18 protein-coding genes are annotated in these 23,665 nt (G+C 71.6%); 11 read left to right on the top strand and 7 right to left on the bottom strand.

What is annotated here, in order from left to right; all coding sequences use genetic code 11:
- Positions 1-283 precede the first annotated feature (283 nt).
- Complete coding sequence (locus ACF07B_RS05960; RefSeq protein ID WP_392177864.1) at positions 284-871, bottom strand: TIGR03086 family metal-binding protein; 588 nt, start codon at positions 869-871, stop codon at positions 284-286.
- A gap of 453 nt (positions 872-1,324) precedes the next feature.
- Between ACF07B_RS05960 and ACF07B_RS05955 the strand changes: the two genes are divergently transcribed.
- Both ACF07B_RS05955 and ACF07B_RS05950 read left to right on the top strand, forming a co-directional pair.
- On the top strand, positions 1,325-2,500 hold the full coding sequence (locus ACF07B_RS05955; protein ID WP_392177863.1) for a serine hydrolase domain-containing protein: 1,176 nt from the start codon (positions 1,325-1,327) through the stop codon (positions 2,498-2,500).
- 304 nt (positions 2,501-2,804) lie between these two features.
- Complete coding sequence (locus tag ACF07B_RS05950; protein WP_369481333.1) at positions 2,805-3,479, top strand: DUF4097 family beta strand repeat-containing protein; 675 nt, start codon at positions 2,805-2,807, stop codon at positions 3,477-3,479.
- Positions 3,480-3,607: 128 nt separating this feature from the next.
- Here the strand turns inward: ACF07B_RS05950 and ACF07B_RS05945 are convergent, their stop codons facing one another.
- Together ACF07B_RS05945 and ACF07B_RS05940 are read right to left on the bottom strand one after the other, a co-directional pair.
- The gene (locus ACF07B_RS05945; RefSeq protein ID WP_392177862.1) at positions 3,608-4,789 is read right to left on the bottom strand and encodes a hypothetical protein; all 1,182 of its coding nucleotides are present in this window, start codon (positions 4,787-4,789) and stop codon (positions 3,608-3,610) included.
- Positions 4,786-5,727: a 5-dehydro-4-deoxyglucarate dehydratase gene (locus tag ACF07B_RS05940; protein WP_392177861.1), complete on the bottom strand. Its 942-nt coding sequence runs from the start codon at positions 5,725-5,727 to the stop codon at positions 4,786-4,788. Before ACF07B_RS05940 ends, ACF07B_RS05945 begins: the two co-directional genes overlap by 4 nt.
- 282 nt (positions 5,728-6,009) lie before the next feature.
- On the opposite strand from ACF07B_RS05940, the gene ACF07B_RS05935 reads away from it, so the two are divergent.
- The 7 genes from ACF07B_RS05935 to ACF07B_RS05905 all read left to right on the top strand — a co-directional run bounded on the left by ACF07B_RS05935 (position 6,010) and on the right by ACF07B_RS05905 (position 13,534).
- Positions 6,010-6,819 carry an NAD-dependent epimerase/dehydratase family protein gene (locus ACF07B_RS05935; protein WP_392177860.1) on the top strand — a complete coding sequence of 270 codons (810 nt, stop codon included), beginning with the start codon at positions 6,010-6,012 and terminating at the stop codon, positions 6,817-6,819.
- A gap of 332 nt (positions 6,820-7,151) precedes the next feature.
- The gene (locus ACF07B_RS05930) at positions 7,152-7,922 is read left to right on the top strand and encodes a DeoR/GlpR family DNA-binding transcription regulator (RefSeq protein WP_392177859.1); all 771 of its coding nucleotides are present in this window, start codon (positions 7,152-7,154) and stop codon (positions 7,920-7,922) included.
- 111 nt (positions 7,923-8,033) lie between these two features.
- Positions 8,034-9,404 carry an ABC transporter substrate-binding protein gene (locus ACF07B_RS05925; RefSeq protein ID WP_392177858.1) on the top strand — a complete coding sequence of 457 codons (1,371 nt, stop codon included), beginning with the start codon at positions 8,034-8,036 and terminating at the stop codon, positions 9,402-9,404.
- Complete coding sequence (locus tag ACF07B_RS05920) at positions 9,401-10,336, top strand: carbohydrate ABC transporter permease (protein WP_392177857.1); 936 nt, start codon at positions 9,401-9,403, stop codon at positions 10,334-10,336. The genes ACF07B_RS05925 and ACF07B_RS05920 overlap by 4 nt, the downstream gene beginning before the upstream one ends.
- Complete coding sequence (locus tag ACF07B_RS05915) at positions 10,336-11,187, top strand: carbohydrate ABC transporter permease (protein WP_369481341.1); 852 nt, start codon at positions 10,336-10,338, stop codon at positions 11,185-11,187. The genes ACF07B_RS05920 and ACF07B_RS05915 overlap by 1 nt, the downstream gene beginning before the upstream one ends.
- On the top strand, positions 11,184-12,173 hold the full coding sequence (locus tag ACF07B_RS05910) for a zinc-dependent alcohol dehydrogenase family protein (protein ID WP_392177856.1): 990 nt from the start codon (positions 11,184-11,186) through the stop codon (positions 12,171-12,173). The genes ACF07B_RS05915 and ACF07B_RS05910 overlap by 4 nt, the downstream gene beginning before the upstream one ends.
- A gap of 161 nt (positions 12,174-12,334) precedes the next feature.
- Positions 12,335-13,534 (top strand): TerD family protein, encoded by a 1,200-nt coding sequence (locus tag ACF07B_RS05905; protein ID WP_392177976.1) that lies wholly within the window; start codon positions 12,335-12,337, stop codon positions 13,532-13,534.
- Between the two features lie 383 nt (positions 13,535-13,917).
- Here ACF07B_RS05905 and ACF07B_RS05900 read toward each other — a convergent pair whose 3' ends face one another.
- Positions 13,918-14,484 carry a TetR/AcrR family transcriptional regulator gene (locus ACF07B_RS05900; protein ID WP_392177855.1) on the bottom strand — a complete coding sequence of 189 codons (567 nt, stop codon included), beginning with the start codon at positions 14,482-14,484 and terminating at the stop codon, positions 13,918-13,920.
- A 135-nt stretch (positions 14,485-14,619) separates the two neighbouring features.
- Here ACF07B_RS05900 and ACF07B_RS05895 point away from each other — a divergent pair, with 135 nt between their 5' ends.
- A complete protein-coding gene (locus ACF07B_RS05895; RefSeq protein WP_392177854.1) occupies positions 14,620-16,074 on the top strand; it encodes an MFS transporter in 1,455 nt (484 codons plus the stop codon).
- An 88-nt stretch (positions 16,075-16,162) separates the two neighbouring features.
- Here ACF07B_RS05895 and ACF07B_RS05890 read toward each other — a convergent pair whose 3' ends face one another.
- The 3 genes from ACF07B_RS05890 to ACF07B_RS05880 all read right to left on the bottom strand — a co-directional run bounded on the left by ACF07B_RS05890 (position 16,163) and on the right by ACF07B_RS05880 (position 21,419).
- A complete protein-coding gene (locus ACF07B_RS05890) occupies positions 16,163-17,752 on the bottom strand; it encodes a TROVE domain-containing protein (RefSeq protein ID WP_392177853.1) in 1,590 nt (529 codons plus the stop codon).
- 517 nt (positions 17,753-18,269) lie between these two features.
- Entirely contained in the window at positions 18,270-19,727 is a 1,458-nt protein-coding gene (locus ACF07B_RS05885) for an alkaline phosphatase PhoX (protein ID WP_392177852.1), read from the bottom strand.
- Positions 19,728-19,994: 267 nt separating this feature from the next.
- Entirely contained in the window at positions 19,995-21,419 is a 1,425-nt protein-coding gene (locus tag ACF07B_RS05880) for a hypothetical protein (RefSeq protein WP_392177851.1), read from the bottom strand.
- A 339-nt stretch (positions 21,420-21,758) separates the two neighbouring features.
- On the opposite strand from ACF07B_RS05880, the gene ACF07B_RS05875 reads away from it, so the two are divergent.
- Positions 21,759-23,585, top strand: coding sequence for an endonuclease/exonuclease/phosphatase family protein (locus ACF07B_RS05875; RefSeq protein WP_392177850.1), 1,827 nt, complete (start codon positions 21,759-21,761; stop codon positions 23,583-23,585).
- The last annotated feature ends 80 nt before the right edge of the window (positions 23,586-23,665 follow it).

Genomic DNA, 23,665 nt, shown 5'->3' with positions numbered 1-23,665 from the left:
CTGTCGGATGTTCGCTCTCGCGACGCCGTCCGGGAGCACACGGACGGGCCGCCCGCTCGGCGGACGGCCCGTGAGACTTCAGGGGAGCGGTTTTTCGGCGGAGAGGAGGGGGCGGCGTCCCACGGGGGCGCCGGGCTTCGGGCCGCCTCCGGGCTTCACGGACCGTGTGCTTCCGTGAAGTGACGGCGGCCGTGGGCGGCTCGCGTCGGCGGCTCCTCCGTCACGGCTTCCGGCCCCGGTCGACCCCTCCGTCATCGGCTTCCAGCCCCGGTCGGCTCCTCCGTCACGGCTTCCAGCCCGGGTCACGGCCGCTGAGGCCGATCACGAGGTCGAGGAGCGGGGCGTCGTCGGGTACCGGGACGACGGGACCGAAAATGCCTCCGACGCGGGTCGGGTCGTCGGCGACGCCGTCGAGGAACTGCCGCGCCACCTGGAGGGCGGTGGTGTCGGGGGTGTACTCCTGGCCGGTGGCCCGCGCGAGGTCCCAGCCGTGCACCACCAGTTCGTCGGCGGCGACGGCCGCCGCGACCCCGGCCGGGAGCGTCACTCCGCCCGCCTGGGTCGTGCCGGTCCAGGCGGCCGGGTCGCGCCAGGCCCCGGCGAGTTCGTCGAGCGCCTTGGGCAGGGCCTCACGCCAGCTCGGCTCGATGTCGGGCAAGGCGGCGGTCGGGCTCGTGTCGGTCGTGGGGCCCAGGTCCTTGCGCCCGGCGTCACGGAAGGCGACGGCCAGGCCGGTCAGATGGCCGAGCAGGTTGCGCACCGCGTACTTCGGACAGGGGGTCGCCCCGTCGAACTGTGCGTCCGTGACACCCGCCGCGAGGCGCGCCACGACGAGGGCCTGCGGGCCGAAGTCGAAGGTCTGGCCGGTCATCCGATTCTCCTCAGAACGCGTATCCGTTGTCGTGTCCGATGCGGGGACATCGTGGGCGAGCCCGCGGGGCGAACCCGCGGGACTAGCCCCTCGGGGCACCCCCATGGCGGAGACCCTCGGGGCACGTACGTGGGGCCACCCCATGGGGTAGACCCCGCCCACACGGGAAAGTCATCGGTGCCCCGACCCGGGGTTCCCGTACCGGAGTCATCGCCCCCGGACCCGGGGTTCCCGCACCGGAAGGGCCAGCCCCGGCTCGGGGTCCCTCACCGGAGTCGGCCCCCCGGCCCGAGGGTCCCGCACCGGCGGCCGGACGGCTCAACACCGGGCCGCGCGCTCCTCCGTATGCAGCAGCGGCGCAGGCGAGCCGATCACCCCGGACCGAAGCTGGGCGTGCCCCGGCCCCCGCCCGACCCGGGAGGGGGCGTGCCCGGCCCCGACTCGGGAGAACCCATGCCTCTGCCCCGCCGCCTCCGGCCGCGTCCGTCCCTCGGCGTCCTGCTGGCCGCCGCCTGTCTGACCGGCGCCGTGTCCGGACCGGCCGACGCCGGTTCCGGCTCCGCGGACCGTGACCACGACCGCGCTCTGCGGAACCAGCTCGAAGAGCTGGTGCACAGCCCCGGCGGCCCGCCCGGCGTCATCGCCGTCCTGCGCCGCGAGGGCGGGTCCCGCATCGTGCGCGCCGGGGTCGCCGACCTCGACAGCGGACGTCCGATCCGGGTGGACGACCACACCCGGATCGCGAGTACGGCCAAGGCCTTCAGCGGCGCCGTGGCACTGCGCCTGGTGGACCGGCACGCGCTCTCCCTCGACGACACCATCGGCCGCCGGCTCCCGTCCCTGCCCCGACAGTGGCGCTCCGTGACACTGCGCCAGCTCCTGAACCACACCAGCGGGCTGCCCGACTACACGCAGTCCCCCGAGTTCCTGGAGATCCTCACCGCCGATCCGCGCCACCACTTCGACTCGCGCCGGCTGCTCGATTTCGTGGCCGACGAACCGCTGCTGTTCCGGCCGGGCTCGAAGTACCAGTACTCGAACTCGGACAACATCGCGGTCGCGCTGATGGCCGAGGCGGTCACCGGCCGGCCCTACGAGCAGTTGCTGCGAGGCCTCGTCTACCGGCCGCTCGGCCTGCGCGACACGAGCCTCCCCCAGGGCTACGAGATGCCCGAGCCCTACATGCACGGTTACGACGTCACGCCGCCGAATCCCCCCGAGGACGTCAGCGAGGCGCTGAGCGCGTCGGGCGTGTGGGCGTCGGGCGGGATCATCTCCACCCCGGCGGACCTGACCCGCTTCATCCGCGGGTACGCGGGCGGGGCCCTGATCTCCAAGGCCACCCTGCGCGAGCAGCGCCGATGGATCGACGGGGCCTCGGAGCCCGCGGGCCCCGGCGTGAACAAGGCGGGAGCGGCGATCTTCCGCTACTCCACCCGCTGCGGAGTGGTCCTCGGCCACACCGGCAACTTCCCCGGCTACACCCAGCTGATCGCCGCCACACCGGACGGCCGGCGGTCACTGACCTTCACGCTCACCACCCAGGTGAACAAGACGAACAAGCCCGAGCTGCTGGAGCGGCTGCGCACGGTCGAGGAGAGTTTCGTCTGTGCCCTGCTGAAGAACTGACGGAGTCTCCCGAGGGCGCCCGGACCACTCCGGGCGCCGTCCGCCCACTCCCCCCTCCCCGCGCCCGGCCCGCTCCCCGCTCCCCGCTCCCCGCTCCCCACTGAGCGTTCACCTTCAGTCGATTGCAATGCACCAAAGAGGCGACGTTGCATTAGAAGCAGAATCATTGCAATGAAATATCGGCATTCACCTGCAATAACAACAGCATTGCGCAATAAGCATGTTGCCCGATCCTTGAACGCAACGTAGCGTTTCTCATGTCAGAAACACAGGAACGCACCCGACGCAGACCATGGAGAGCATCATGCAGAAGTTCGACACCCCCGCCCCCGTCTCGGCCGTCCTCGACATCCCCGCCGGACGCATCCAGTTCATCGCCGCCGACCGGACCGACACCACCGTCGAGGTCCGGCCCGCGGACGCCTCCAAGGGCCGCGACGTGAAGGCGGCGGAGCAGACCGAGGTCTCCTACGCCGACGGCGTCCTGCGCGTCGAGATCCCGGAGGCGAGGAACCGGAGCATCGGCTCCTCCGGGTCCGTCGAGGTGACCGTGCAGCTTCCCGCCGGTTCCCATGTCGAGGCGAAGGCGGCCGCCGCCGGGTTCCGCGGCGTGGGACGGCTCGGCGAGGTCACCTTCGAGGGCGGCCACGGCTCGGTCGAGCTCGACGAGGCCGACAGCGTCCGCCTGACCGGTCTCGACGCCGACATCACGGTCGGCCGCCTGAACGGCCCCGCCGAGATCAGCACCCAGAAGGGCGACCTGAGGATCACCGAGGCCGCCCGCGGAACGCTCACGCTGAGCACGCTGAAGGGCGACATCACCGTCGGCGCCGCCCCCGGGGTCTCCGCGTCCCTGGACGCCGGCACCACCTTCGGCCGGGTCAGCAACACGCTCAGGAACGCCGACGCGACTCCCGGTCTGACCATCCGCGCGACCACCGCCCACGGCGACATCACCGCCGGCTCGGTGACGAACTGAAGGCACGACCCGCGCCGCCCTCCCCGCCCCCTCCTCCCCCGCCCGGGGCGCAGGGGGCGCTGGGGGTGGAGTCGGTGGAGTCGGTGGAGTGGATGGAGCCCCGCGAGAGCGCGGAGCACGAGCCCCCTCTAGCCGTCCAGCCCCGCCAGCACCCCCCGTACCGCCTCCAGATCGGTGTCCGAGGCCAACCCCGCGTGATACAGCCGCAGTTCAGTGGCGCCCAGGGCGACCGCGTCGGCCACGTCAGCCGCCAGCCTGTCCGGCCGGCCCCCCATCCCGGACACCACGGTGAAGTTGGCGGCCAGGACCCTTCCCCGCGCGCCCGCCCGCACCGCCTCAGCGAACGGCGTCAGCGGGCCCGCTCCTCCGGTGCACGGCACGACCACCCCGTCGGCCACGGACAGGATGTGCCCGGGGTCCACCCCGGCGTTGGCCCCGCAGTGGAAGGAGACCGGGTCGGCGTGCAGCAGCACCTGGAACCCGGCCGGCGCGGCGGATCGGACCGCCGCGACCGTCTCCTCCTGGAGCGAGCGGGCCACCTGGTCGCGCCAGACACGGGTGGCCGCCGCCGTCCCCGCCCCGAGCAGCTTCTCCACTCCGGCCCAGCCCCCGCCGGACGGCTCCCCCCGCCACACCGGCTCCAGCGCTCCGCGCACGAAGGACGCCAACTCCTCGGCGTCGAGGCCCTGCCGGTCGTACCCGTCCGCGCACGCGGCGCAGAAGCAGAGGGACATCAGATACTGCCCGGCCTCCCCGAGCTGCACTCCGCCGGTCTTGTCGTGGGCGTGCAGGTGGGCGAGCCCGTACCAGCCGAGCGACTCCAGTTCCGTGCCCGCCGCGCCGGGCCGGACCGCGGCCTCCACCGCGAGGCCGGCCAGGTAGGCGCGGGTGCCGGGCTGGGCGACACAGGGAGCCCAGGGGTAGCGGTCCCCATAGGCGTTGACGACGGACGTCGCCGGATGCTCTTCCCCCATACGGGAGTTGTGCGCGAGCACGACCCAGGTGTGGACGTCGAGCCCCGCCCCGGCGAGCGCGGCGGCGGCCTCGCCGTACGCGTCACCGGGGGCCCAGTCGCCGGCCGGGTACGGGCGAAGGGCCCGGCCCCGCCACCGCGCCTCGTCCACCGGGTGGAGCACGGCGGCGTGCGAGGCCGTGACGATCCGGTGCCGGGGATGGCGGGGCGTCAGCGCGCGCGTGGAGTGGTACGCGGAGGCGAGGGTGACCTGGCGGACGCCGAGACCGGCGGTCCTGGCGGCGGCCTCCGGGTCCCCGTTGACGTCCCAGGGGTACAGGAACGCGGACGTCCTCACATGTCCTCCCCGATGAGCGCGTACCCGCGCTCGATGAGCTGCGCGAGCTGCTTGACATGGTCCTCGGCCGGTTCGTGCAGCGGGGGCCGGACCTCGCCGACGTCCAGTCCGCGCAGCCGCACACCCGCCTTGACGAGGGCGACCGCGTAGCCGCGTCCCCGCGCCCGCAGGTCGACGAAGGGCCGGTAGAAGCCGTCGACCAGACGGTTCACCGTCGTGTCGTCCCCGGCGTTCAGGGCCCGGTGGAAGGCCAGCGCGATCTCGGGAGCGAAGCAGAAGACCGCCGAGGAGTAGAGCGTGATGCCCAGCCCCCGGTAGGCGAGCCCGGTCAGTTCGGCCGTGGGCAGGCCGTTGAAGTAGAGGAAGTCGCCCGGCGTCTCGCTCCGGACGGCGCTGACGACGCGCTGCATCAGGTCCAGGTCGCCGAGTCCGTCCTTGAAACCGATGATCCCCTCGGTGCGGGCGAGTTCGACCACGCTCGCGGGGGTGAAGACGGCGTTGTCGCGCTGGTAGACGATGACGTCCAGGGAGGTGGCGGCGGCGATCTCCCGGTAGTGCCGGAGCAGCCCCTCCTGCCCGGCACTCACGAGATACGGCGGCATGGCGAGCAGCCCGTCGGCCCCGGCCGCCTCCGCGAGGCGCGCGTAGCGCACGGCGAGAGCGGTCCCGTATCCGGCGCCCGCGATCACCGGGACGCGCCCCTCGGCCGCTTCCACCGCGGCCCGTACGCACGTCTCGAACTCCTCGGGCACGAGCGCGTGGAACTCGCCGGTGCCGCAGCACGCGAAGACCGCGGCCGCACCGGCCTCGACACCGCGCCGCACATGCTCCCGGTAGACGCCGAGGTCGACGGTGCCGTCGGGACCGTACGCGGTGACGGGGAAGAAGAGCGGCCCGCTGGGGATGCTCAGCCGAGCGGCAAGAGGGGCTGACGTCACGGACTCTCCCTAAAAAGGTGCCCACCGAGTGCATGTTTCTGATCCATGTCCATATCTCTGAACTCGCCCACGCTAAGCCGCCACGTCGGGGCCGGTCAAGCACACAAACCCGCAACACGAAGGCGGATTTCACCCGTCCGCGCGACACTTGACGCGGCACGTCAGCGCTCTTAGCGTGTCCATGGATATGAATGCCATACACACATACGGCTGACTGTCAGGGCCGCCGCCGAGTCCGCCCCCGGCGCCGGCCCCGGCACACCCGCACGGAGGAGATCCCGCATGCCCGCTCCCCGCACCGTTCTGCTCACCGGCGCCGCCGGCGGACTCGGCACCCTGATGCGCGGGCTGCTGCCGGAGTACGGCTACGAGCTGCGCCTGCTCGACCTGCTCCCGGTCGAGGGCGAACCGGACGCGATCACCGCGGACCTGGCCGACCGGGCGGCGCTGCGCGAGGCGGTGCGGGGCGTCGACGCGATCGTCCACCTCGCGGGCATCTCCCTGGAGGCCTCCTTCGACAAGATCCTCAGGGCGAACATCGAGGGGACCTACAACCTGTACGAGGCGGCGCGCGAAGAAGGCGTACGCCGTATCGTCTTCGCCTCCTCCAACCACGCCGTGGGCTTCACCCCCCGCCCGCAGGGCGACGACCCCCTGATCCCGGTCGGCACCCCGCGGCGCCCCGACACCTTCTACGGGCTCTCCAAGTCGTTCGGCGAGGACCTGGCCCAGTTCTACTGGGACAAGCACGGCCTGGAGAGTGTCTCGGTGCGCATCGGATCCTGCTTCGCGGAGCCGTCCAGTGTGCGCATGCTCTCGGTGTGGATGAGCCCCGAGGACGGCGCCCGCCTCTTCCACGCGGCCCTGACGGCGAAGGACGTGGGGCACACGGTCGTCTACGGCTCGTCCGCCAACACCCGCCTGTGGTGGGACCTTTCGACGGCGCGGGCCCTCGGCTACGAACCGCGCGACGACTCCGAGCCGTACGCCGAGAAGCTGATCGCCGCGCAGGGGGAGCTCGACCCCGGCAACCCGGACCACGCCCACCTGGGCGGGCACTTCACGACACACCCGCCGATCTGGCCGTACTGACGCGGCCGGGACGGTGTACGCCGGGCGGACAGCGGAACCGCCGGCACAGGGGACGGGCGGACAGCGGAACCGCCCGGTGACGAGGCGGGCGGGCACCGAACGGGCCCGCCCGCTCCCGTGTTCGGGCACGGCCCCTGCCCGATTCTCCTTCCTCACCCGCTCCACCCCAGGTCCGCCGCGGGCGGCCACGGCGCCGAACGGGCACAGCCGGGCAGCATCGGGCCCGTAACAGGCCTGGTCAGTGGCAGACGCCCGCTGTAGAACTTCCCTCAAGGGCCCGCCGGGTCCGAACGGGCAGTGCGTGACGGAGCGCGAGGGAGCGGGTGACGGCGATGACGGCCATGACGGCGGAAGAACGGCAGCGCGAGATCGTCCGGACCGCGCGCCGCACCGGCTCGGTCGACGTCACCGAACTCGCCGGCGAACTGGGTGTCGCCAAGGAGACCGTACGGCGGGATCTGCGCACCCTGGAGGACCACGGTCTGGTGCGCCGCACCCACGGCGGCGCCTACCCCGTGGAGAGCGCGGGTTTCGAGACGACGCTCGCCTTCCGTACGACGAGCCATGTGCCCGAGAAACGCCGGATCGCCGCCGCGGCGGCCGAGCTGGCCCGGGACGCCGAGACCGTCTTCGTCGACGAGGGGTTCACCCCGCAGCTCATCGCCGAAGCGCTGCCCAGGGACCGGCCGTTGACGGTCGTGACCGCCTCCCTCGCCACCGCCGGGGCGCTCGCCGAGGCCGACAACACGAGCGTCCTGCTGCTCGGCGGCCGGGTCCGCCCCGGCACACTCGCGACCGTCGACCACTGGACGACGAAGATGCTCGCCGGCTTCGTCATCGACCTCGCGTTCCTCGGCGCCAACGGCATCTCCCGCGAACACGGCCTCACCACCCCCGACCCGGCGGTCAGCGAGGTCAAGGCTCAGGCGATCAGGGCTTCCCGGCGCACGGTCTTCGCCGGTGTGCACACCAAGTTCGGCGCCGTCAGCTTCTGCCGGTTCGCCGGCGTCGGCGCCCTGGAGACGATCGTCACGAGCACCCTGCTCCCGGCCTCCGAGGCGCACCGCTACTCGCTGCTGGGCCCCCAGGTCATCCGCGTCTGACTCCCGACCCCACCTCCCCGCTCCACCCTGTGCGAACGCCCGCCCCACCGACTCCGGGGCACCCCCATGCCCCGCGCCGCCCCCTGGCCCCCCTTCCTCCAGGAGTGATCCATGCGAACCCCGAGCCGACGGAGGCCGCGTGCACTGCTCGCCGCGGCCGCCGCAGGGACGCTGCTCACCCCGCTCCTCTCCGGCTGCTGGACCGGAGCGGGCGGGACGGGCTCCGGCGGGAACTCCATCAACGTCCTGATGGTCAACAACCCGCAGATGGCCGAGCTCCAGAAGCTCACCAAGGCCCACTTCACCCGGGAGACCGGCATCGAGGTGAACTTCACCGTCCTGCCGGAGAACGACGTCCGCGACAAGATCAGCCAGGACTTCGCCAACCAGGCCGGCCAGTACGACGTCGCCACGCTGTCCAACTACGAGATACCGATCTACGCCCGCAACGGCTGGCTGCACGAGATGGACTCGTACGTGCGCGAGGACAGCGCGTACGACGAGCGGGACATCCTGAAACCCATGCGGCAGTCGCTCACCGCCGACGACGGAAAGCTGTACGGGCAGCCGTTCTACGGCGAATCGTCGTTCCTCATGTACCGCAAGGACGTGTTCGCCGCGAAGGGCCTGAAGATGCCCGCGCACCCCACCTGGCAGCAGGTCGCCGCCCTCGCGGCGAGGGCGGACGGCGCCGGGCCCGGCATGAAGGGCATCTGCCTGCGCGGCCTGCCGGGCTGGGGCGAGGTCATGGCCCCGCTCACCACCGTGGTCAACACCTTCGGCGGCACCTGGTTCGACAAGGACTGGAAAGCGCGCCTGGACTCCCCCGAGTTCGAGAAGGCCACCAGGTTCTACGTGAACCTCGTCCGCGAGCACGGCGAGTCCGGCGCGGCGCAGTCGGGCTTCGCCGAGTGCCTCAACAACATGACCCAGGGCAAGACGGCCATGTGGTACGACGCCACCTCCGCCGCGGGCCTGCTGGAGGCCAAGGACTCCCCGGTCAAGGGCAAGCTCGGCTACGTGCCCGCGCCGGTCGAGAAGACCCGGTCCTCCGGCTGGCTCTACACCTGGGCCTGGGGACTCCAGAAGGCCTCGCACAACTCCGACAAGGCCTGGAAGTTCATCTCCTGGGCCTCCGGCAAGGGATACGAGCGGTTGGTCGGGGACACCGCGGGCTGGTCGAACGTCCCGGCGGGCAAGCGCGCCTCGACGTACACGAACGCCGCCTACGTCAAAGAGGCCGCGGCCTTCCAGGACATGACCCGCGCGGCCATCGAGGGCGCCCGGCCCAGGGACCCCGGCGTCCAGCCGCGCCCCGCGCCCGGCATCCAGTTCGTCGGCATCCCCGAGTTCACCGACCTCGGCACCAGGGTCTCGCAGGAGATCAGCGCGGCCATCGCCGGACGCCAGTCCGTCGACGCGGCCCTGAGCACGTCCCAGAAACTCGCCGAGAAGATCTCCAAGGAGTACGAGGGCCGATGACCGCCACGACAACGGCCCGCGTGGCCGCTCCTCCCGTACGCACTCTCGGACAGCCGTCGGCCCGGCTGCGCGCCTGGGCCAGGCGCGGCCCGCTGCTCCCGGCGCTGATCTTCATGATCGTGGTGACCCAACTGCCCTTCGTGGCCACGCTGGTGATCTCGTTCTTCGACTGGAACGCGCTCTACCCGAAGGCCCGTCACTTCACCGGCCTCGGCAACTACGGGGACGTCCTGACCGACGCCGACCTGCGGCACTCCGTCTGGACGACGATCCTGCTGACCGTCACCGTGGTCCTGGTCAGCCTGGTCCTCGGACTGGTCCTCGCCCTGCTCCTGGACCGCAGGTTCCGGGGACGCGGGATCGTCCGCACCCTGCTGATCGCACCGTTCCTGGTGGTCCCGGTCGCCGCCGCCCTGCTGTGGAAACACGTGCTCTTCAACCCCGAATACGGCCTGCTGAACGGCCTGTCGCACTACGTCGGCGGCCCGCAGCCCGACTGGATCTCCAGCACCCCGCTGCTCGCGGTCGAGGCGTCCCTGGTCTGGCAGTGGACCCCGTTCATGATGCTGATCCTGCTCGCCGGCCTCCAGAGCCGCGACCACCAGCAGATCGAGGCGGCGCGCGTGGACGGCGCGAACGACTGGCAGGTCTTCCGCCACCTCACCCTCCCCCACCTGCGCCGCTATCTCGAACTGGGCGCCCTGCTGGGCTCGGTCTACATCGTGCAGAACTTCGACGCGGTCTTCACGCTCACCTCCGGGGGCCTCGGCACCGCCAACCTGCCCTACACCGTGTACCAGAGCTTCTACCAGGCCCACGAGAACGGCCTCGCCTCCGCCGCGGGCGTCCTGGTGGTCATCGGCTCCATCGTCATCGCGACCTTCGCCCTGCGCGTGGTGTCGTCCCTGTTCCGCGAGGAGGTATCCCGCTGATGAGCGCCACCGCGACACCCGCCCGTCCCCGCCGCGCCAGGGGCACCGGTCTGGGCCTGGCGGCCTGGGCCCTGGGCATCGTGTTCTTCCTGCCCATCGCCTGGATGGCCCTGACCTCCTTCCACTCCGAACCGGACGCGGCGAAGAACCCGCCCGCCCTCGGCGCGGCCCTGACCCTCGACGGCTACCGGGAGTTCTTCGGCACGGGCGGCGGCGCGAGCCCCTGGCCCGCGCTGGTCAACTCCGCCGTGGCATCGCTGGCTTCCACCCTCCTCGTCCTGCTGCTGGCCCTCCCGGCGGCGTACGCCCTCTCGATCCGCCCCGTGAAGAAGTGGACGGACGTCCTGTTCTTCTTCCTGTCGACGAAGATGCTGCCGGTCGTGGCGGGCCTCCTGCCGGTCTACCTGTTCGCCAAGAACACCGGCACGCTCGACAACATCTGGCTGCTGGTCGTCCTCTACACCTCGATGAACCTGCCGATCGCGGTGTGGATGATGCAGTCGTTCCTCGCCGAGGTCCCGGTCGCGGTGATCGAGGCCGCGCAGATCGACGGCGCCCGGCTGCCGACCGTACTGGCCCGGGTCGTGGCCCCCATCGCCCTCCCCGGCATCGCGGCGACCGCCCTGATCTGCTTCATCTTCAGCTGGAACGAGCTGCTCTTCGCCCGGGTGCTCACGGGTGTGGTCGCCGAGACCGCCCCCGTCTTCCTGACCGGATTCATCACCAGCCAGGGACTGTTCCTGGCGAAGGTGTGCGCCGCCTCGCTCGTCGTCTCCCTGCCGGTGCTCGCCGCGGGGTTCGCCGCCCAGGACAAGCTGGTCCAGGGCCTGTCGTTGGGAGCCGTGAAATGAAGGCCGCGGTCATCGAGTCCGTGGGCCGTGCCGTCGTGGCCGAGGTCCCCGACCCGGCGCCGGGCCCCCGCGAGGTCGTGGTCGAGGTCGCCGCCTGCGGCCTGTGCGGCACCGATCTGCACATCCTCCAGGGCGAGTTCGCGCCGAAGCTGCCGATCGTGCCGGGCCATGAGTTCGCGGGCGAGGTGGTCGGCGTGGGCACCCGGGTCACGGAGCTCACGGTGGGCGACCGGGTGGCCGTCGACCCCTCCCTGTACTGCCACGAGTGCCGGTACTGCCGTACGGGCCACAACAACCTCTGCGAGCGGTGGGCCGCGATCGGCGTGACCACCGCGGGCGGCGCCGCCCAGTACGCGACCGCGCCCGTCGCCAACTGCGTGAAGCTCCCCGAGCACGTCGCCGCCCAGGACGCGGCCCTGATCGAACCGCTCTCCTGCGCCGTCCGCGGCTACGACGTCCTGCGCTCCCGGCTCGGCGCGCACGTCCTGGTCTACGGCTCCGGAACGATGGGCCTGATGATGCTGGAGCTCGCCAAGCGCACCGGCGCGGCGAGCGTGGACGTCGTCGACGTGAACCCCGAACGGCTGGCCACCGCCCGGCTGCTCGGCGTCTCCGCGTCCGCGGCGAACGCCGACGAGCTGGACCGCCCCCAGGGCTGGGACGTGGTCGTCGACGCGACCGGGAACGCGGCGGCGATCCAGGACGGCCTGGACCGGGTGGCGAAGGCGGGCACCTTCCTCCAGTTCGGTGTGGCCGACTACGCGGCCCGGGTCACCGTCGACCCGTACCGCATCTACAACCAGGAGATCACCATCACCGGTTCGATGGCCGTCCTGCACAGCTTCGAACGCGCCGCGGAACTCTTCGCCGCGGGCGTCCTGGACCCGTCGGTCCTCATCAGCGACCGCCTCCCCCTGACGAGCTACCCGCAGGCACTGGAACAGTTCGCCTCGGGCGTGGGACGCAAGATCGTCGTCGTGCCCTGAGCCGGCGCGGCCGGTGCCCGGGTCACCTTCCCGGGCACCCCGCCCGGACCCGGGAAGCGGCCGCGTACCGATATGACCATTCCGCCACACGCCGCCACACCTCACCCCTTGGGTAAGGGAACGGTAAAGCGCCTTTGCTCGTTACCCCTGTCATGACAGCTATGACGCCCGGCTCGAACATCCCTCTCCCCGTCTCGCGTGTGACGGTGGACGTCACCGCCCCGGTGCGGCTCGACGTGTCGAGCCTGCTGCTCACCGCCGACGGCAAGGTGCGCTCCGACGAGGACTTCATCTTCTACAACCAGCCCACCGGACCCGGCGTGACCTACCGTTCCGGCGGCGGCACGGCGCCGGACGCGATCACGGTCGACACCAGCGCGGTCCCCCCGGGCATCGAGAAGATCGTCGTCACCGCGAGCCCGGACGCCGCGGGCCAGTCCTTCCAGGGCATCGAGCCCACCGCGACGATCCGCAACGCGGACGACAACGCGGAGCTGGCCACCTTCACCCCGCCCCGGCTGGGCACGGAGACGGCCCTGGTGATCGTCGAGATCTACCTCCGCAACGGCGCCTGGAAGGCCCGCGCGGTCGGCCAGGGCTACGCGAACGGCCTGGCGGGCATCGCCACCGACTTCGGCGTGAGCGTGGAGGAACCCGCCCCGGCCGCACAGCCCGCCCCCGCGGCGCAGCCGCCGGCCCCGGCCGCGGACCCCCGCCTCGCCGCTCCCCGGACGCCGGCCGCTCCCCCGGTCCCGCCCATGCCCCCCGCGCCTCCGGCCACCGGCAAGATCAACCTCGACAAGGGCCGGGTCAGCCTCCAGAAGAACCAGACGGTGTCCCTGGTCAAGGGCGGCGCCCCGCTCCTCTCCAAGGTCCAGATGGGCCTCGGCTGGGAACCCGCCTTCCGCGGCAAGGACATCGACCTGGACGCCTCGGTCATCGCGTACGGCCCGCAGCGCAACCACATCGACAGCTGCTACTTCGGCAAGCTCTCGATCGTGAACGGCGCGATCAAGCACTCCGGCGACAACCTCACGGGCGAGGGCGGCGGGGACGACGAGGTGATCACCGTCGACCTCGGCCGTCTCCCCCAGGAGGTCACCGGCCTGGTCTTCACGGTCAACTCCTTCTCCGGCCAGAAGTTCACCGAGGTGGCCAAGGCGTACTGCCGCCTCATCGACGCGGCCAGCGGCGAGGAGCTCGTCCGCTTCGACCTCACCAACGCCGAGGCCCAGACGGGCGTCATGATGGCCAAGCTGATCAAGCAGTTCTCCGGCGAGTGGGACATGACGGCCCTGGGCAGCTTCGTCAAGTCCCGCACGGTCCGCGGCATGGTGAAGCCGGCAGCAGAGTCCCTCTGACCCACGGCGCCCCCTGGCCGTGGGCGAGAGTCCGGCCCGGCTCCGGCACCCCCTTCCCTCGCCCCCTCCGCCCCTGCGCCTGCCATACCCGGGGCTCCGCCCCAGACCCCGCTCCTCAAACTCCGGAGGGCTGAAACTCAGCCCCGGCCGGGACTGAATCCTCCTGGACGGCCGCCACCACGACGCACCCGCGGGCGGGATCCGGCGGGAGGGGCCGTGCCGGTACATCACATGCCCGTCGCCACCGACGGTCACCTCTCGTCCAACGGCGACGGGCGGATGTACCGGCACGGCCCCGACCCCCCACCGAACCGACACCCGACCCTCACCCGCGAACGCCAGCGCAGCGACCCCGCACCCGAACCTGGTGACACCCCGGAGGGCTACGCCCGCAACCCCTCCGTCAGCAACAAGAGATACCGGCGGATGTACGCCCCGTCCCCGCTCCCGAGCTCCGACGCGGTGGCCACCCCATGCACCAGGCGCAGTACGTCGATCGGCTCCAGATCGGCCCGCAGGGTCCCCTCCCGCTGGGCCGCCTCGACCAGCCGCCCCGCCGCCCCCTTCACGAAGGCCCCGCACCGGGCCAGCACCTCGGAGCTCCCGTCCGCGACGGCCGACCCGAGCAGCGCCTTCAGCCCCCGCACCTGGATCATCCCGAGGCCCAGTTCGTTGAGCCATTCCCCGAGGGCCTCACCCGGCGGCAGCTCCGCCGCGAGCTCGTCCGCGCGCACGGCGATCGCCTCGATGGTGTCCACGTAGACCGCTTCGAGCAGCTCCTGCCGGGTGGGGAAGTGCCGGTACAGCGTCCCGGACCCCACGCCGGCCCGCTTGGCGATGTCGTCCAAGGACGCGCCTTCCCCGTGTTCGGCGAACGCGACCGCCGCCTCCGCGAGGAGCCGCTCATAGTTCCGCCGCGCATCCGCCCGCATCGGCTTGACCTGGGCCATTCAGATACTCCTTGCGAACCGGGGACCCTCTCCGTATCTTGGCGAGGGTTAAACGGAGACAGTCCCCGCTTATTTCGCGGGCAGTCCGTGCTGCCCACTCGCACCGTACCGGGGACGCCAGACCAGGAGAACTCCATGCCCACCGGCACCCCCGCCCCCGACAGCCCGTCAGCCGCCTTACGCCCGAGCCGCCTCCGCCCCGCGGACGAGCCCGGCAGCACCGCCCTTCTCGTCATCGTGACGGCCTATCTGATGGTCGGAATCGACTCCACCGTCGTCAACGTCGCCCTGCCGGACGTCCAGCGGGACCTCGGCTTCACCCCCACCGGCCTGTCCTGGGTCCTCAACACCTACACCCTCGCCTTCGGCGGCCTTCTCCTGCTCGGCGGCCGGATCGGCGACATCGCGGGCCGCCGTCGCACCCTCACCGCCGGCGCCCTCCTCTTCGCCGCCGCCTCGCTGCTCGGCGGCCTCGCGACCGAGAGCTCCTGGCTGCTCGCGGCCCGCGCGCTCCAGGGCGTGGGCGCCGCGCTCATCGCCCCCAGCACCCTCGCCCTCATCACGACCGGTTTCCCCGAAGGCCCCCGTCGCCACCACGCCCTCGGCGTCTACTCCTCGATGGCCGGGATCGGCGCGTCCGTCGGCCTGGTCCTCGGCGGCGTGCTCACGTCGTGGGCGTCCTGGCGCTGGTCCCTGCTGATCAACGTGCCGATCGGCATCGCGGTCGCCACCGCTCTGCCGCGCTTCGTCACCGAGACCCCGCGCCACGCGGGCCGCTTCGACGCGGCGGGGGCGCTCACCGGCACGGCGGGCACGGCCTCCCTGGTCTACGCGTTCATCCGGGTCTCGGAGCAGGGCTGGAGCGACACCCAGGCGATGCTGGGCTTCAGTACGGCGGCGGCCCTGCTCGTCGGCTTCCTCCTGGTGGAGACGCGCGCGGAGCAGCCGATCATGCCGCCGCGTCTCTTCGCCGACCGCAACCGGGCGGGCGGTTACGCCGGCGTCCTGCTGCTGCCCGCCGGCATGTTCGGCGCGTTCTACTTCCTCACGCTGGTCGCCCAACAGGCCCTCGGATACAGCCCGTTGCGCACGGGGTTCGCCTTCCTGCCGCTTACTCTGGTGATGTTCACGACCGTGCGTCTCGTGCCTCGGCTGCTCCAGCGCTTCGGCGCCAAGCCCGTCCTGCTGTCAGGCATGTCCCTGATCGTGGTCGCCTGCGCCTGGCTGTGGCGGCTGGAGCCCGGCGACGGCTATCTCTCCGGCCTGCTGGGCCCGTTGCTGGTGATGGGGCTGGGCGTCGGCCTGAGCTTCCTGCCGCTGAACGCCACCATCCTCGCGGGCGTCGGACCGCGCGAGGCGGGATCCGCGTCCGGACTGCTCCAGACCCTCCAGTGGCTCGGCGGCACCCTCGGACTCTCCGTCCTGGTCACCGTCTTCGGCACGGCGACCCGGCACTCCCACGGCTCACCGTCGGAGATCCTCACGGAGGGCTCGGCCCGCGCGTTCGGCGCCGGTTCCCTGATCGCCCTGACCGCACTGGTGCTGTCGGCCTTCGTGATCACCGGCACCGCACGCGAACGCGGCGCCTAGAGGGGCCCGCCGGACCCGGCACGCACAAGGGCGCGGCCCGTACCGAAGTACGGGCCGCGCCCTGTCCCTGACCCGAGGGCCTCACCCCTCAGCCGGCCTGGACCCACGGCCAGTCCGCGTCCCGCGCCGACTCCAGCAGCGGAACCATGCGGAAAGCCGCGTCAGAGAGCCCCCCGAACGTGTGCCGGTTGCCCGTCCCCGAGGGCCCGTGGCCCGGGCGGTATCCGGCGAGGTTCCAGGTGTAGACCGGAACGTGCGCCGGGACCTGCTGGGTCGGGTCGCCGTGGTGGCTGTACGCGGCCTGCTCGTCGGTGACGATGAGCACCCGGTCGTGCTTCTTGTAGTGCGCGCGGACCGCGTCGCTGGTGTTGGTGCCGCCGAGGTCGCCGAACCGCTCGATGACCTTGAGCACCGACTCGCCCGCGCGGAACTTCACCCGCTTGCTGGCGGTACCGAACTCGACGAGATCCGCGTCCGCCGCCCGCAGCGCGAGCGCCGTGCCGAAGATCGCCGCCGCGTCGGCCCGGTTGAGCTCGGAACGCTCCGACAGGCGCGAGTAGAACATCGAGCCCGAACGGTCCACGAGCACCAGGGTCCGGCCGGGCAGCGCGGGCACGTTGGCCAGCGAGTGACCGAGTGCCTGCTCCAGCGGGTACGACCAGCGCAGCGACGGCGCGTGCTGGTAGGCCGCGAGGTAGCGGAACGGGAACTGCCGCGAGCGCGCGACCTCCGCCGGGTCACTGATCTTCGCGGCGACCTGTGCCGCCACCTCGTCGCTGACGCCGGCCTCGTCGAAGTTGCGCAGGTTGCGGACGAGCGCCATGGCGCCCATGGACGGGATGACGGCCTCCCAGGCCGCCTTGTCCATCGGCCCCTGAAGCCAGCCGGCCAGCGCCTCCCAGGTCATCCCCGCGTCCGCCAGCCGCCGCGCTCCCTGCGCGCCGGTCACGACCTCGCGCCGCTCGGCGGGCCGCAGCGCCATGAGGTCGCGGTGGGCGGCCAGCACGGGCAGCGACGTGGGGACGACGGCCGTGTCCGGGTTGTGGCGACGGTCCAGCGCGTACTGGAACAGGTCGCCCTGCCAGGACTTGTCCGGGTCCGGTGCCGCGTGGACGAGATTGAGGACGTCACCGAAGCGGTACCCCTTGGACGCGGTGTCGTACTTCAGCAGCGACTTGCCGTGGTAGAGGCCTCGTACGGCGTCGGCGATGCCCCGCTTGACGGGCTTGGGCACGTTGCGGCCGTACCGGGAGGTCCAGTAGGCGAGCAGCTCGCCCGGCTCGTCCGGCCGGCGCAGCACGGAGGCGACGACCTGCCGGTTGGCCGGACCGTCGGTGGCACCCGCGTCCAGGCGCGCCTTCACGTACTCGGCGGCGCCCACGAGCGAGGCCGTGCGCAGGTTTCCCTCTCCGCGCAGCCAGCCCAGCAGGCCGGCGGTCCAGGACGGGTCGGTGACGGCGAGCTCGCGCACGAGCGCGGCGAACCGGTCGTCGCGGGCCTCGCCCGTCTCGTAGAAGGTCTGCTGCGAGACGAAGTTGGCGATCGCCAGAAGGAAGAGCTCGGAGCGCGCGTCGCGCTCGTGGCCCCGGCCGCCCTGGTGCGTCCGCAGCACCCGGCCGGTGGACGTCACGCGGGAAGTGGGCTGCGCCTTGGCGGCCTTGGTGTTGAATCGTGCCATGGTGAATTCCCCCGAATTCCTTCTACGACGGTGACGTCGCGTTTCGGAGGGAGGCACAGCAAATGGAGGGTGCCCGAGGTCGGAATTCGGCGACGGAACTGTTCGGACGCTCTGCCAACTGAGCTACACCGACCCGAAGTCGATGACGGGACTTGAACCCGCGGCCTTCCGATCCCGATGAAGTAACCGTTGCCTGCGCACCGGGCACCCACCATGTGCTGCGCCTCCCGAGATCAAGTCGGCCGCGGCATGGGTTCTTTGAGAGAGAAGTAGCCGCGGCCCGCGCACCGGGAGGTGCGTGAAGTTGTGGTGTCCAGAGTTCAGGTTCGGCTGAACCGACGTAGGTGCTCTACCCCTGAGCTACACCGGCGCGTTGTACCGGTGGCGGGAATCGAACCCGCGGCCGCCCCATTAGCAGTGGAAGTAGGTCCTGCCTTCGCACCTGGACATGCATCACTTTAGGAGGGCGGCCGCGCGTCGGGCGAGCGAATTAAATCGCCGGGGAAGCGGCGGGAGTTCAGCCGCGCTTCTGCCGCTTCCAGGGTCCGGTGATGGCGAGCATGATGCCCGGCACCTGGATGTTGGCGAAGAGGGTCCTGCCGTCGGGCGAGAAGGTGACACCGGTGAACTCGCTGTATTCCGGCGCCTCGGCGGTGCCGATGTTCAGCTCGTTGCGGGCGATCGGGTACGTACGGCCGCTCTCGGTGGCGCCGAAGAGGTGCTGGACGCCCTCGCCGTCCTCGGCGATGACGAGGCCGCCGTACGGGGAGACGGTGATGTTGTCGGGGCCGTCGAAGGCGCCGTCGACGGACGGGTCGGGGTTCACGCCGATGAGGACCTTCAGCGTCAGGGTGCGGCGCTTGGGGTCGTAGAACCAGACCGCTCCGTCGTGCGCCTGGCCGGGGCTCTCGGTGCGGGCGTAGGAGGAGACGATGTAGACGCCGCCGTCGCTCCACCACATGCCTTCGAGCTTGCGGGCGCGGGTGACCTGGCCGGCGGTGAACTGCTTGCGGACGGAGACGGTCCTGGCGTCACGGTCCGGGACGTCGACCCAGTCCACGCCGTACACCGTGCCGATCTTCGTGGCACGGGAGAGGTCGTCGACGTAACGGCCGCCGGAGTCGAAGCACTTGAAGGCCTGGAGCGAGCCGTCGGTGTCGCCGAGGGTGCGGAGCTGTCCGTGGCCGTGCTCGAAGCCCTGCGGGGGCGTCCAGCGGTAGAGCAGGCCGTTGGGGCCCGACGCGTCCTCGGTGAGGTAGAGGCGGCCGCGCTTGGGGTCGACGACGACGGCCTCGTGCGCGTAGCGGCCGAGCGCCTTGATCGGCTTGGGGTCCCGGTTGCGGCGGCGGTCCTCGGGGTCGACCTCGAAGACGTAGCCGTGGTCCTTGGTGAAGCCGTTGGTGCCGGCCTTGTCCTCGGTCTCCTCGCAGGTCAGCCAGGTGCCCCAAGGGGTGTTGCCGCCCGCGCAGTTGGTGGCCGTGCCGGCGATGCCGACCCATTCGGCGACCTTGTCCCGGCGCACCTCGACGACCGTGCAGCCGCCCGCGGCCGCGGGGTCGTAGACGAGGCCCTCGGTGAGCGGCACCGGGTGGGGCCAGTTGGCGCGGGGGCCGGCCAGCTCGTGGTTGTTGACCAGGAGGGTGGCGCCGCGCGGGCCGTCGAAGGTGGACGTTCCGTCGTGGTTGGACGGGGTGAACTCACCCGAGTCCAGCTTGGTGCGGCCGCTGTAGGTGATGACGCGGTAGGAGAACCCGGCGGGCAGCGCGAGGAGGCCCTGGGGATCGGTGACGAGCGGGCCGTAGCCGACGCCGCCGTGGCGGGACTCCGCCGCGTCCTCACCCGCGCCCCCGGTCTCCGTCTCCGTGGCGGCGAGCGCGTTGGGAGCGGTGGCGAGGGAGCCCACGCTGCCGATCAGGACCACGCCTGCACCGGTGATCGCGGACTGCCTGGCGAAGTCCCTGCGAGAGAGCGACATGTGATGTCTCCTGTGACGGTGAACTCGGAAGGTTCTTGAGGGGAGCGGCTGGCGACCTCGGTTCGCGGCCACACCGTCCCGCCCTCGCCTGAACACGAGTTGAACGCGCGCCGACGTCCGGGGGCCCCCTTGCGTGAATCCACCCGACCGGCACAGGGGAACGGGCCGCTCCGGGGAGCGGCCCGCCCACGGGTCCGGCACAGGGGCCCGGCCGGGGACCCGGCCAGGGACCCGGCACACGGTCCCCGAGTCACCTCACCGGCCTCGTCACGCTCCCTGCTGCGACCGTGCCTTGAACGCCGCCTTGCGGGCCTCCTTGGCCACCTTCTTGTCGGGGTGCAGACGGCCCATGGCCTCCAGGACGTCCGGGGCGGCGGGGTGATCGACCCGCCAGGCCATGTCGAAGAAGCCGCTGTGCTGCTGGGCCAGGCCCTCGACCAGGGACTGGAGCTCCGCGGAGTTCCCCTCCGCGGCGAGCTGTGCCGCCACCGTGTCGATGGTCAGCCAGAACACCATCGTCTCGGACGGCGGGGGCACGTCGGGCGCGCCGCGCTCGGAGAGCCAGACCCGGGCGAGACCGCCCAGTTCGGCGTCGTCGAGCACGTCGCGCAGCGCCGGCTCGGCCTGTGCCCCGACGAGCGCGAGGGCCTGCTGGCAGTGCAGGCGGCGCAGCGGGGCGTTCGCGTCCGCGCCACGCGCCGCGGACAGCAACTCCTCTGCGGCGGGGAGCGGTTCACGCCGGGCGAGCCATTGCTCGATCTCGGCCTGGGCGGCGGTCGGAGGGAAGCCGGCCGTGCCGTCCAGCAGTGTGTCCGCGCCCTTGTCGGTCAGCTCGCCCACCGCGGGGGCGGAGAAGCCCGCCTCGATCAGCCGGGCACGCAGTCCGAACAGACCGAGCGGTGTCAGGCGCACGACCCCGTACCGCGTGACGTCCATGTCGTCGGCGGGGGCGGATTCCTCGGCGGCCTCGGCCATCAGGGCCTCGTCGACCGGCTGGAACTCGACGAGTCCGATGGGCTCCAGCAGCCTGAACTGGTCGTCGAGCCGCATCATGGCGTCCGAGACCTGTTCCAGGACGTCGTCGGTGGGCTCCCCCATGTCGTCGGGAAGGATCACCGAGGCGGCGAGCGCGGGCAGCGGCACCGACACCTCGCCGAGCGCGTCCTCGCCGACGGTCAGCAGATACAGGTTGCCGAGCACCCCGTCGAGGAACGCGGACTCCGCGTCCGGGTCCCAGTCCAGGGAGGAGAGATCGATCTCGCCCTCCTCGCCCATGGCGTCGACGAGATCGCCGAGGTCGGGCACGCTCGCGTCGGCCAGCACGACGTCGAGGGCGCCGAGCCAGAAGCCGAGGACGTCCTGCGGGGCGCCGGAGGTGAGCAGGGCGAGGTCCTCGCCCTGGGTGACCGTGCCCTCCTCCTCGTCCGCCGTCTCGACGAGCCCGGTGTCGACGGCCACCCGCCAGGCCTCACTGGCGAGGGCGGCCGCGTCGTCACCGGTCAGGCCGAGGACTCCGGCCGCCTCGGGAAGCTGTTCCTCGACGAGTTCGCCCCCGGCGCCGACACGGGTGGCGGGGCCCGCCCAGCGGGCCAGCCGCGCGGCGCGGGAGAGCAGCGGCGCGGCGAGCGCGTCCCGCGCCAGCCGCGCCTCGGAGTGCAGTCGCACGGGCGGCAGGGAAGAGCTGTCTGACATCGGCTGAGTTCTCCTCCGAACACCATCGGTCACGGCGTGCGCCGGATCCCGCCGGGCGCCGGCGGGCCGAGGCCCGGAGGCGGCCCGGGACATCCGTGCCGACTGCTCAGCCTAGACGGATTTCCACCCATGCCGCCCGGTTCATGTATACGACAGGTCTCGTACACCACCGAAACCTTGACAACTCCCCTCGTCACACACGAGATTGACGCGCGTAGAAGTTCAACGGCCGTACGGCCCAGCCTCTTCTACGCGCGTCACTGGCCCGCAAGCGGGTCACGTTCCCCCCACCAGTCCACCCTCGTCCCGGCGCTCATGAACGTCCCCGGAGGGATTCCCTTGCCGAGCAAGAGAACCGCGCGCATCGGCGCGCTGACCGTCGCCGCGGTCTGTTCCACCGTCTCCGCCGTCGTGCTCACCACACCGGCCCAGGCGGACACCGTCCACATCCACGACATCCAGGGCACCACCCGGACTTCCCCCCTCGCGGGCGCGAAGGTCTCCGACGTGCCCGGCATCGTCACCGGCGTGCGGACGTACGGTTCGTCCAAGGGTTTCTGGTTCCAGGACCCCACCCCGGACGCCGACCCCGCCACCAGTGAGGGCGTCTTCGTCTTCACCAGCTCCGCGCCCAAGGTCGCCGTCGGTGACTCGGTCACCGTGACGGGCACGATCTCGGAGTACGTCCCGGGCGGCGCCTCCACCGGCAACCAGTCGGTCACCGAGGTCACCAAGCCGACGGTCACCGTCGTCTCCAGCGGCAACGCCGTGCCGGCCGCGACGGTCGTCGACGCCCGGTCCGTGCCGGACGACTACGCCCCGGCCGGCGACACCGCCGCGGGCGGTTCGGTCAACGCCCTCGCCCTGGAGCCGGCGACGTACGCCCTGGACTACTACGAGTCCCTCGAGGGCATGAACGTCCAGGTCGCCGACACCCGTGTGGTCACCGCCACCGACCCGTACACCGAGCTGTGGGTGACGGTGAAGCCGCACGAGCACGCCACGCTCCGTGGCGGCACCGTGTACGGCTCGTACGCCTCGCAGAACACCGGACGGATACAGATCCAGTCCCTCGGCGCGACCGCCGACTTCCCGGCCGCGAACGTCGGCGACAAGCTCGCCGGCACCACGGCGGGTCCGCTCGACTACAACCAGTTCGGCGGCTACACCCTCGTCGCCAATCAGCTCGGCACCCTCCAGAAGGGCGGTCTGGAGCGCGAGACCACCCGGAAGCAGGCGCGCGGCGAGCTGGCGGTGGCGACGTACAACGTCGAGAACCTGGACCCGGGCGACGGCACGTTCGCCGCGCACGCGTCCGCGATCGTGAACAACCTGAACTCGCCCGACATCGTGTCCCTGGAGGAGATCCAGGACAACAACGGCGCGACGGACGACGGCACGGTCGCCGCCGACCAGACGGTGAACAAGCTGATCGACGCGATCGTCGCGGCGGGCGGCCCGACGTACCAGTGGCGCTCCATCGACCCGGTCAACGACCAGGACGGCGGCGAGCCCGGCGGCAACATCCGTCAGGTCTTCCTCTTCAACCCCGAGCGGGTCTCGTTCACCGACCGCGCGGGCGGCGACTCGGCGACCGCCGTCGGGGTCACCAAGGTGCACGGCAAGGCGCAGCTCACCGCGTCGCCCGGCCGCGTCGACCCGGCGAACGAGGCCTGGAAGAGCAGCCGCAAGCCGCTCGCGGGCGAGTTCGTCTTCCGCGGCCACACGGTCTTCGTGATCGCCAACCACCTCAACTCCAAGGGCGGTGACCAGGGTCTGACCGCGCAGTACCAGCCCCCGGCGCGCAGCTCGGAGGTCCAGCGGCACGCCCAGGCGACCGTGGTGAACGCCTTCGTCGACGAGATCCTGAAGACGCAGAAGAACGCCGACGTCATCGCGCTCGGCGACATGAACGACTTCGAGTTCTCCGACACGGCCAAGATCCTGGAGGGCGACGGCGAACTCTGGTCGGCGATCAAGTCGCTGCCGAAGAGCCAGCGTTACACCTACGACTACCAGGGGAACGCCCAGGTCCTCGACCAGATCCTGGTCAGCCCCTCGATCCGCAAGGGCTGCGACCTGGCGTACGACAGCGTGCACATCAACTCGGAGTTCTCCGACCAGATCAGCGACCACGACCCGCAGGTGCTGCGGTTCCGTCCGTAGTCGCTCCGGTGCGCGAGAGCCCGGCCCCGTCGTCCGGGGGGCCGGGCTCTTCGCCTGCTCGCGGCGGCCGCTCCTCGGGG

Source organism: Streptomyces sp. NPDC015532 (assembly GCF_043078065.1).
Classification (GTDB): domain Bacteria; phylum Actinomycetota; class Actinomycetes; order Streptomycetales; family Streptomycetaceae; genus Streptomyces.
This window is presented reverse-complemented; position numbering and strand designations above follow the sequence as displayed.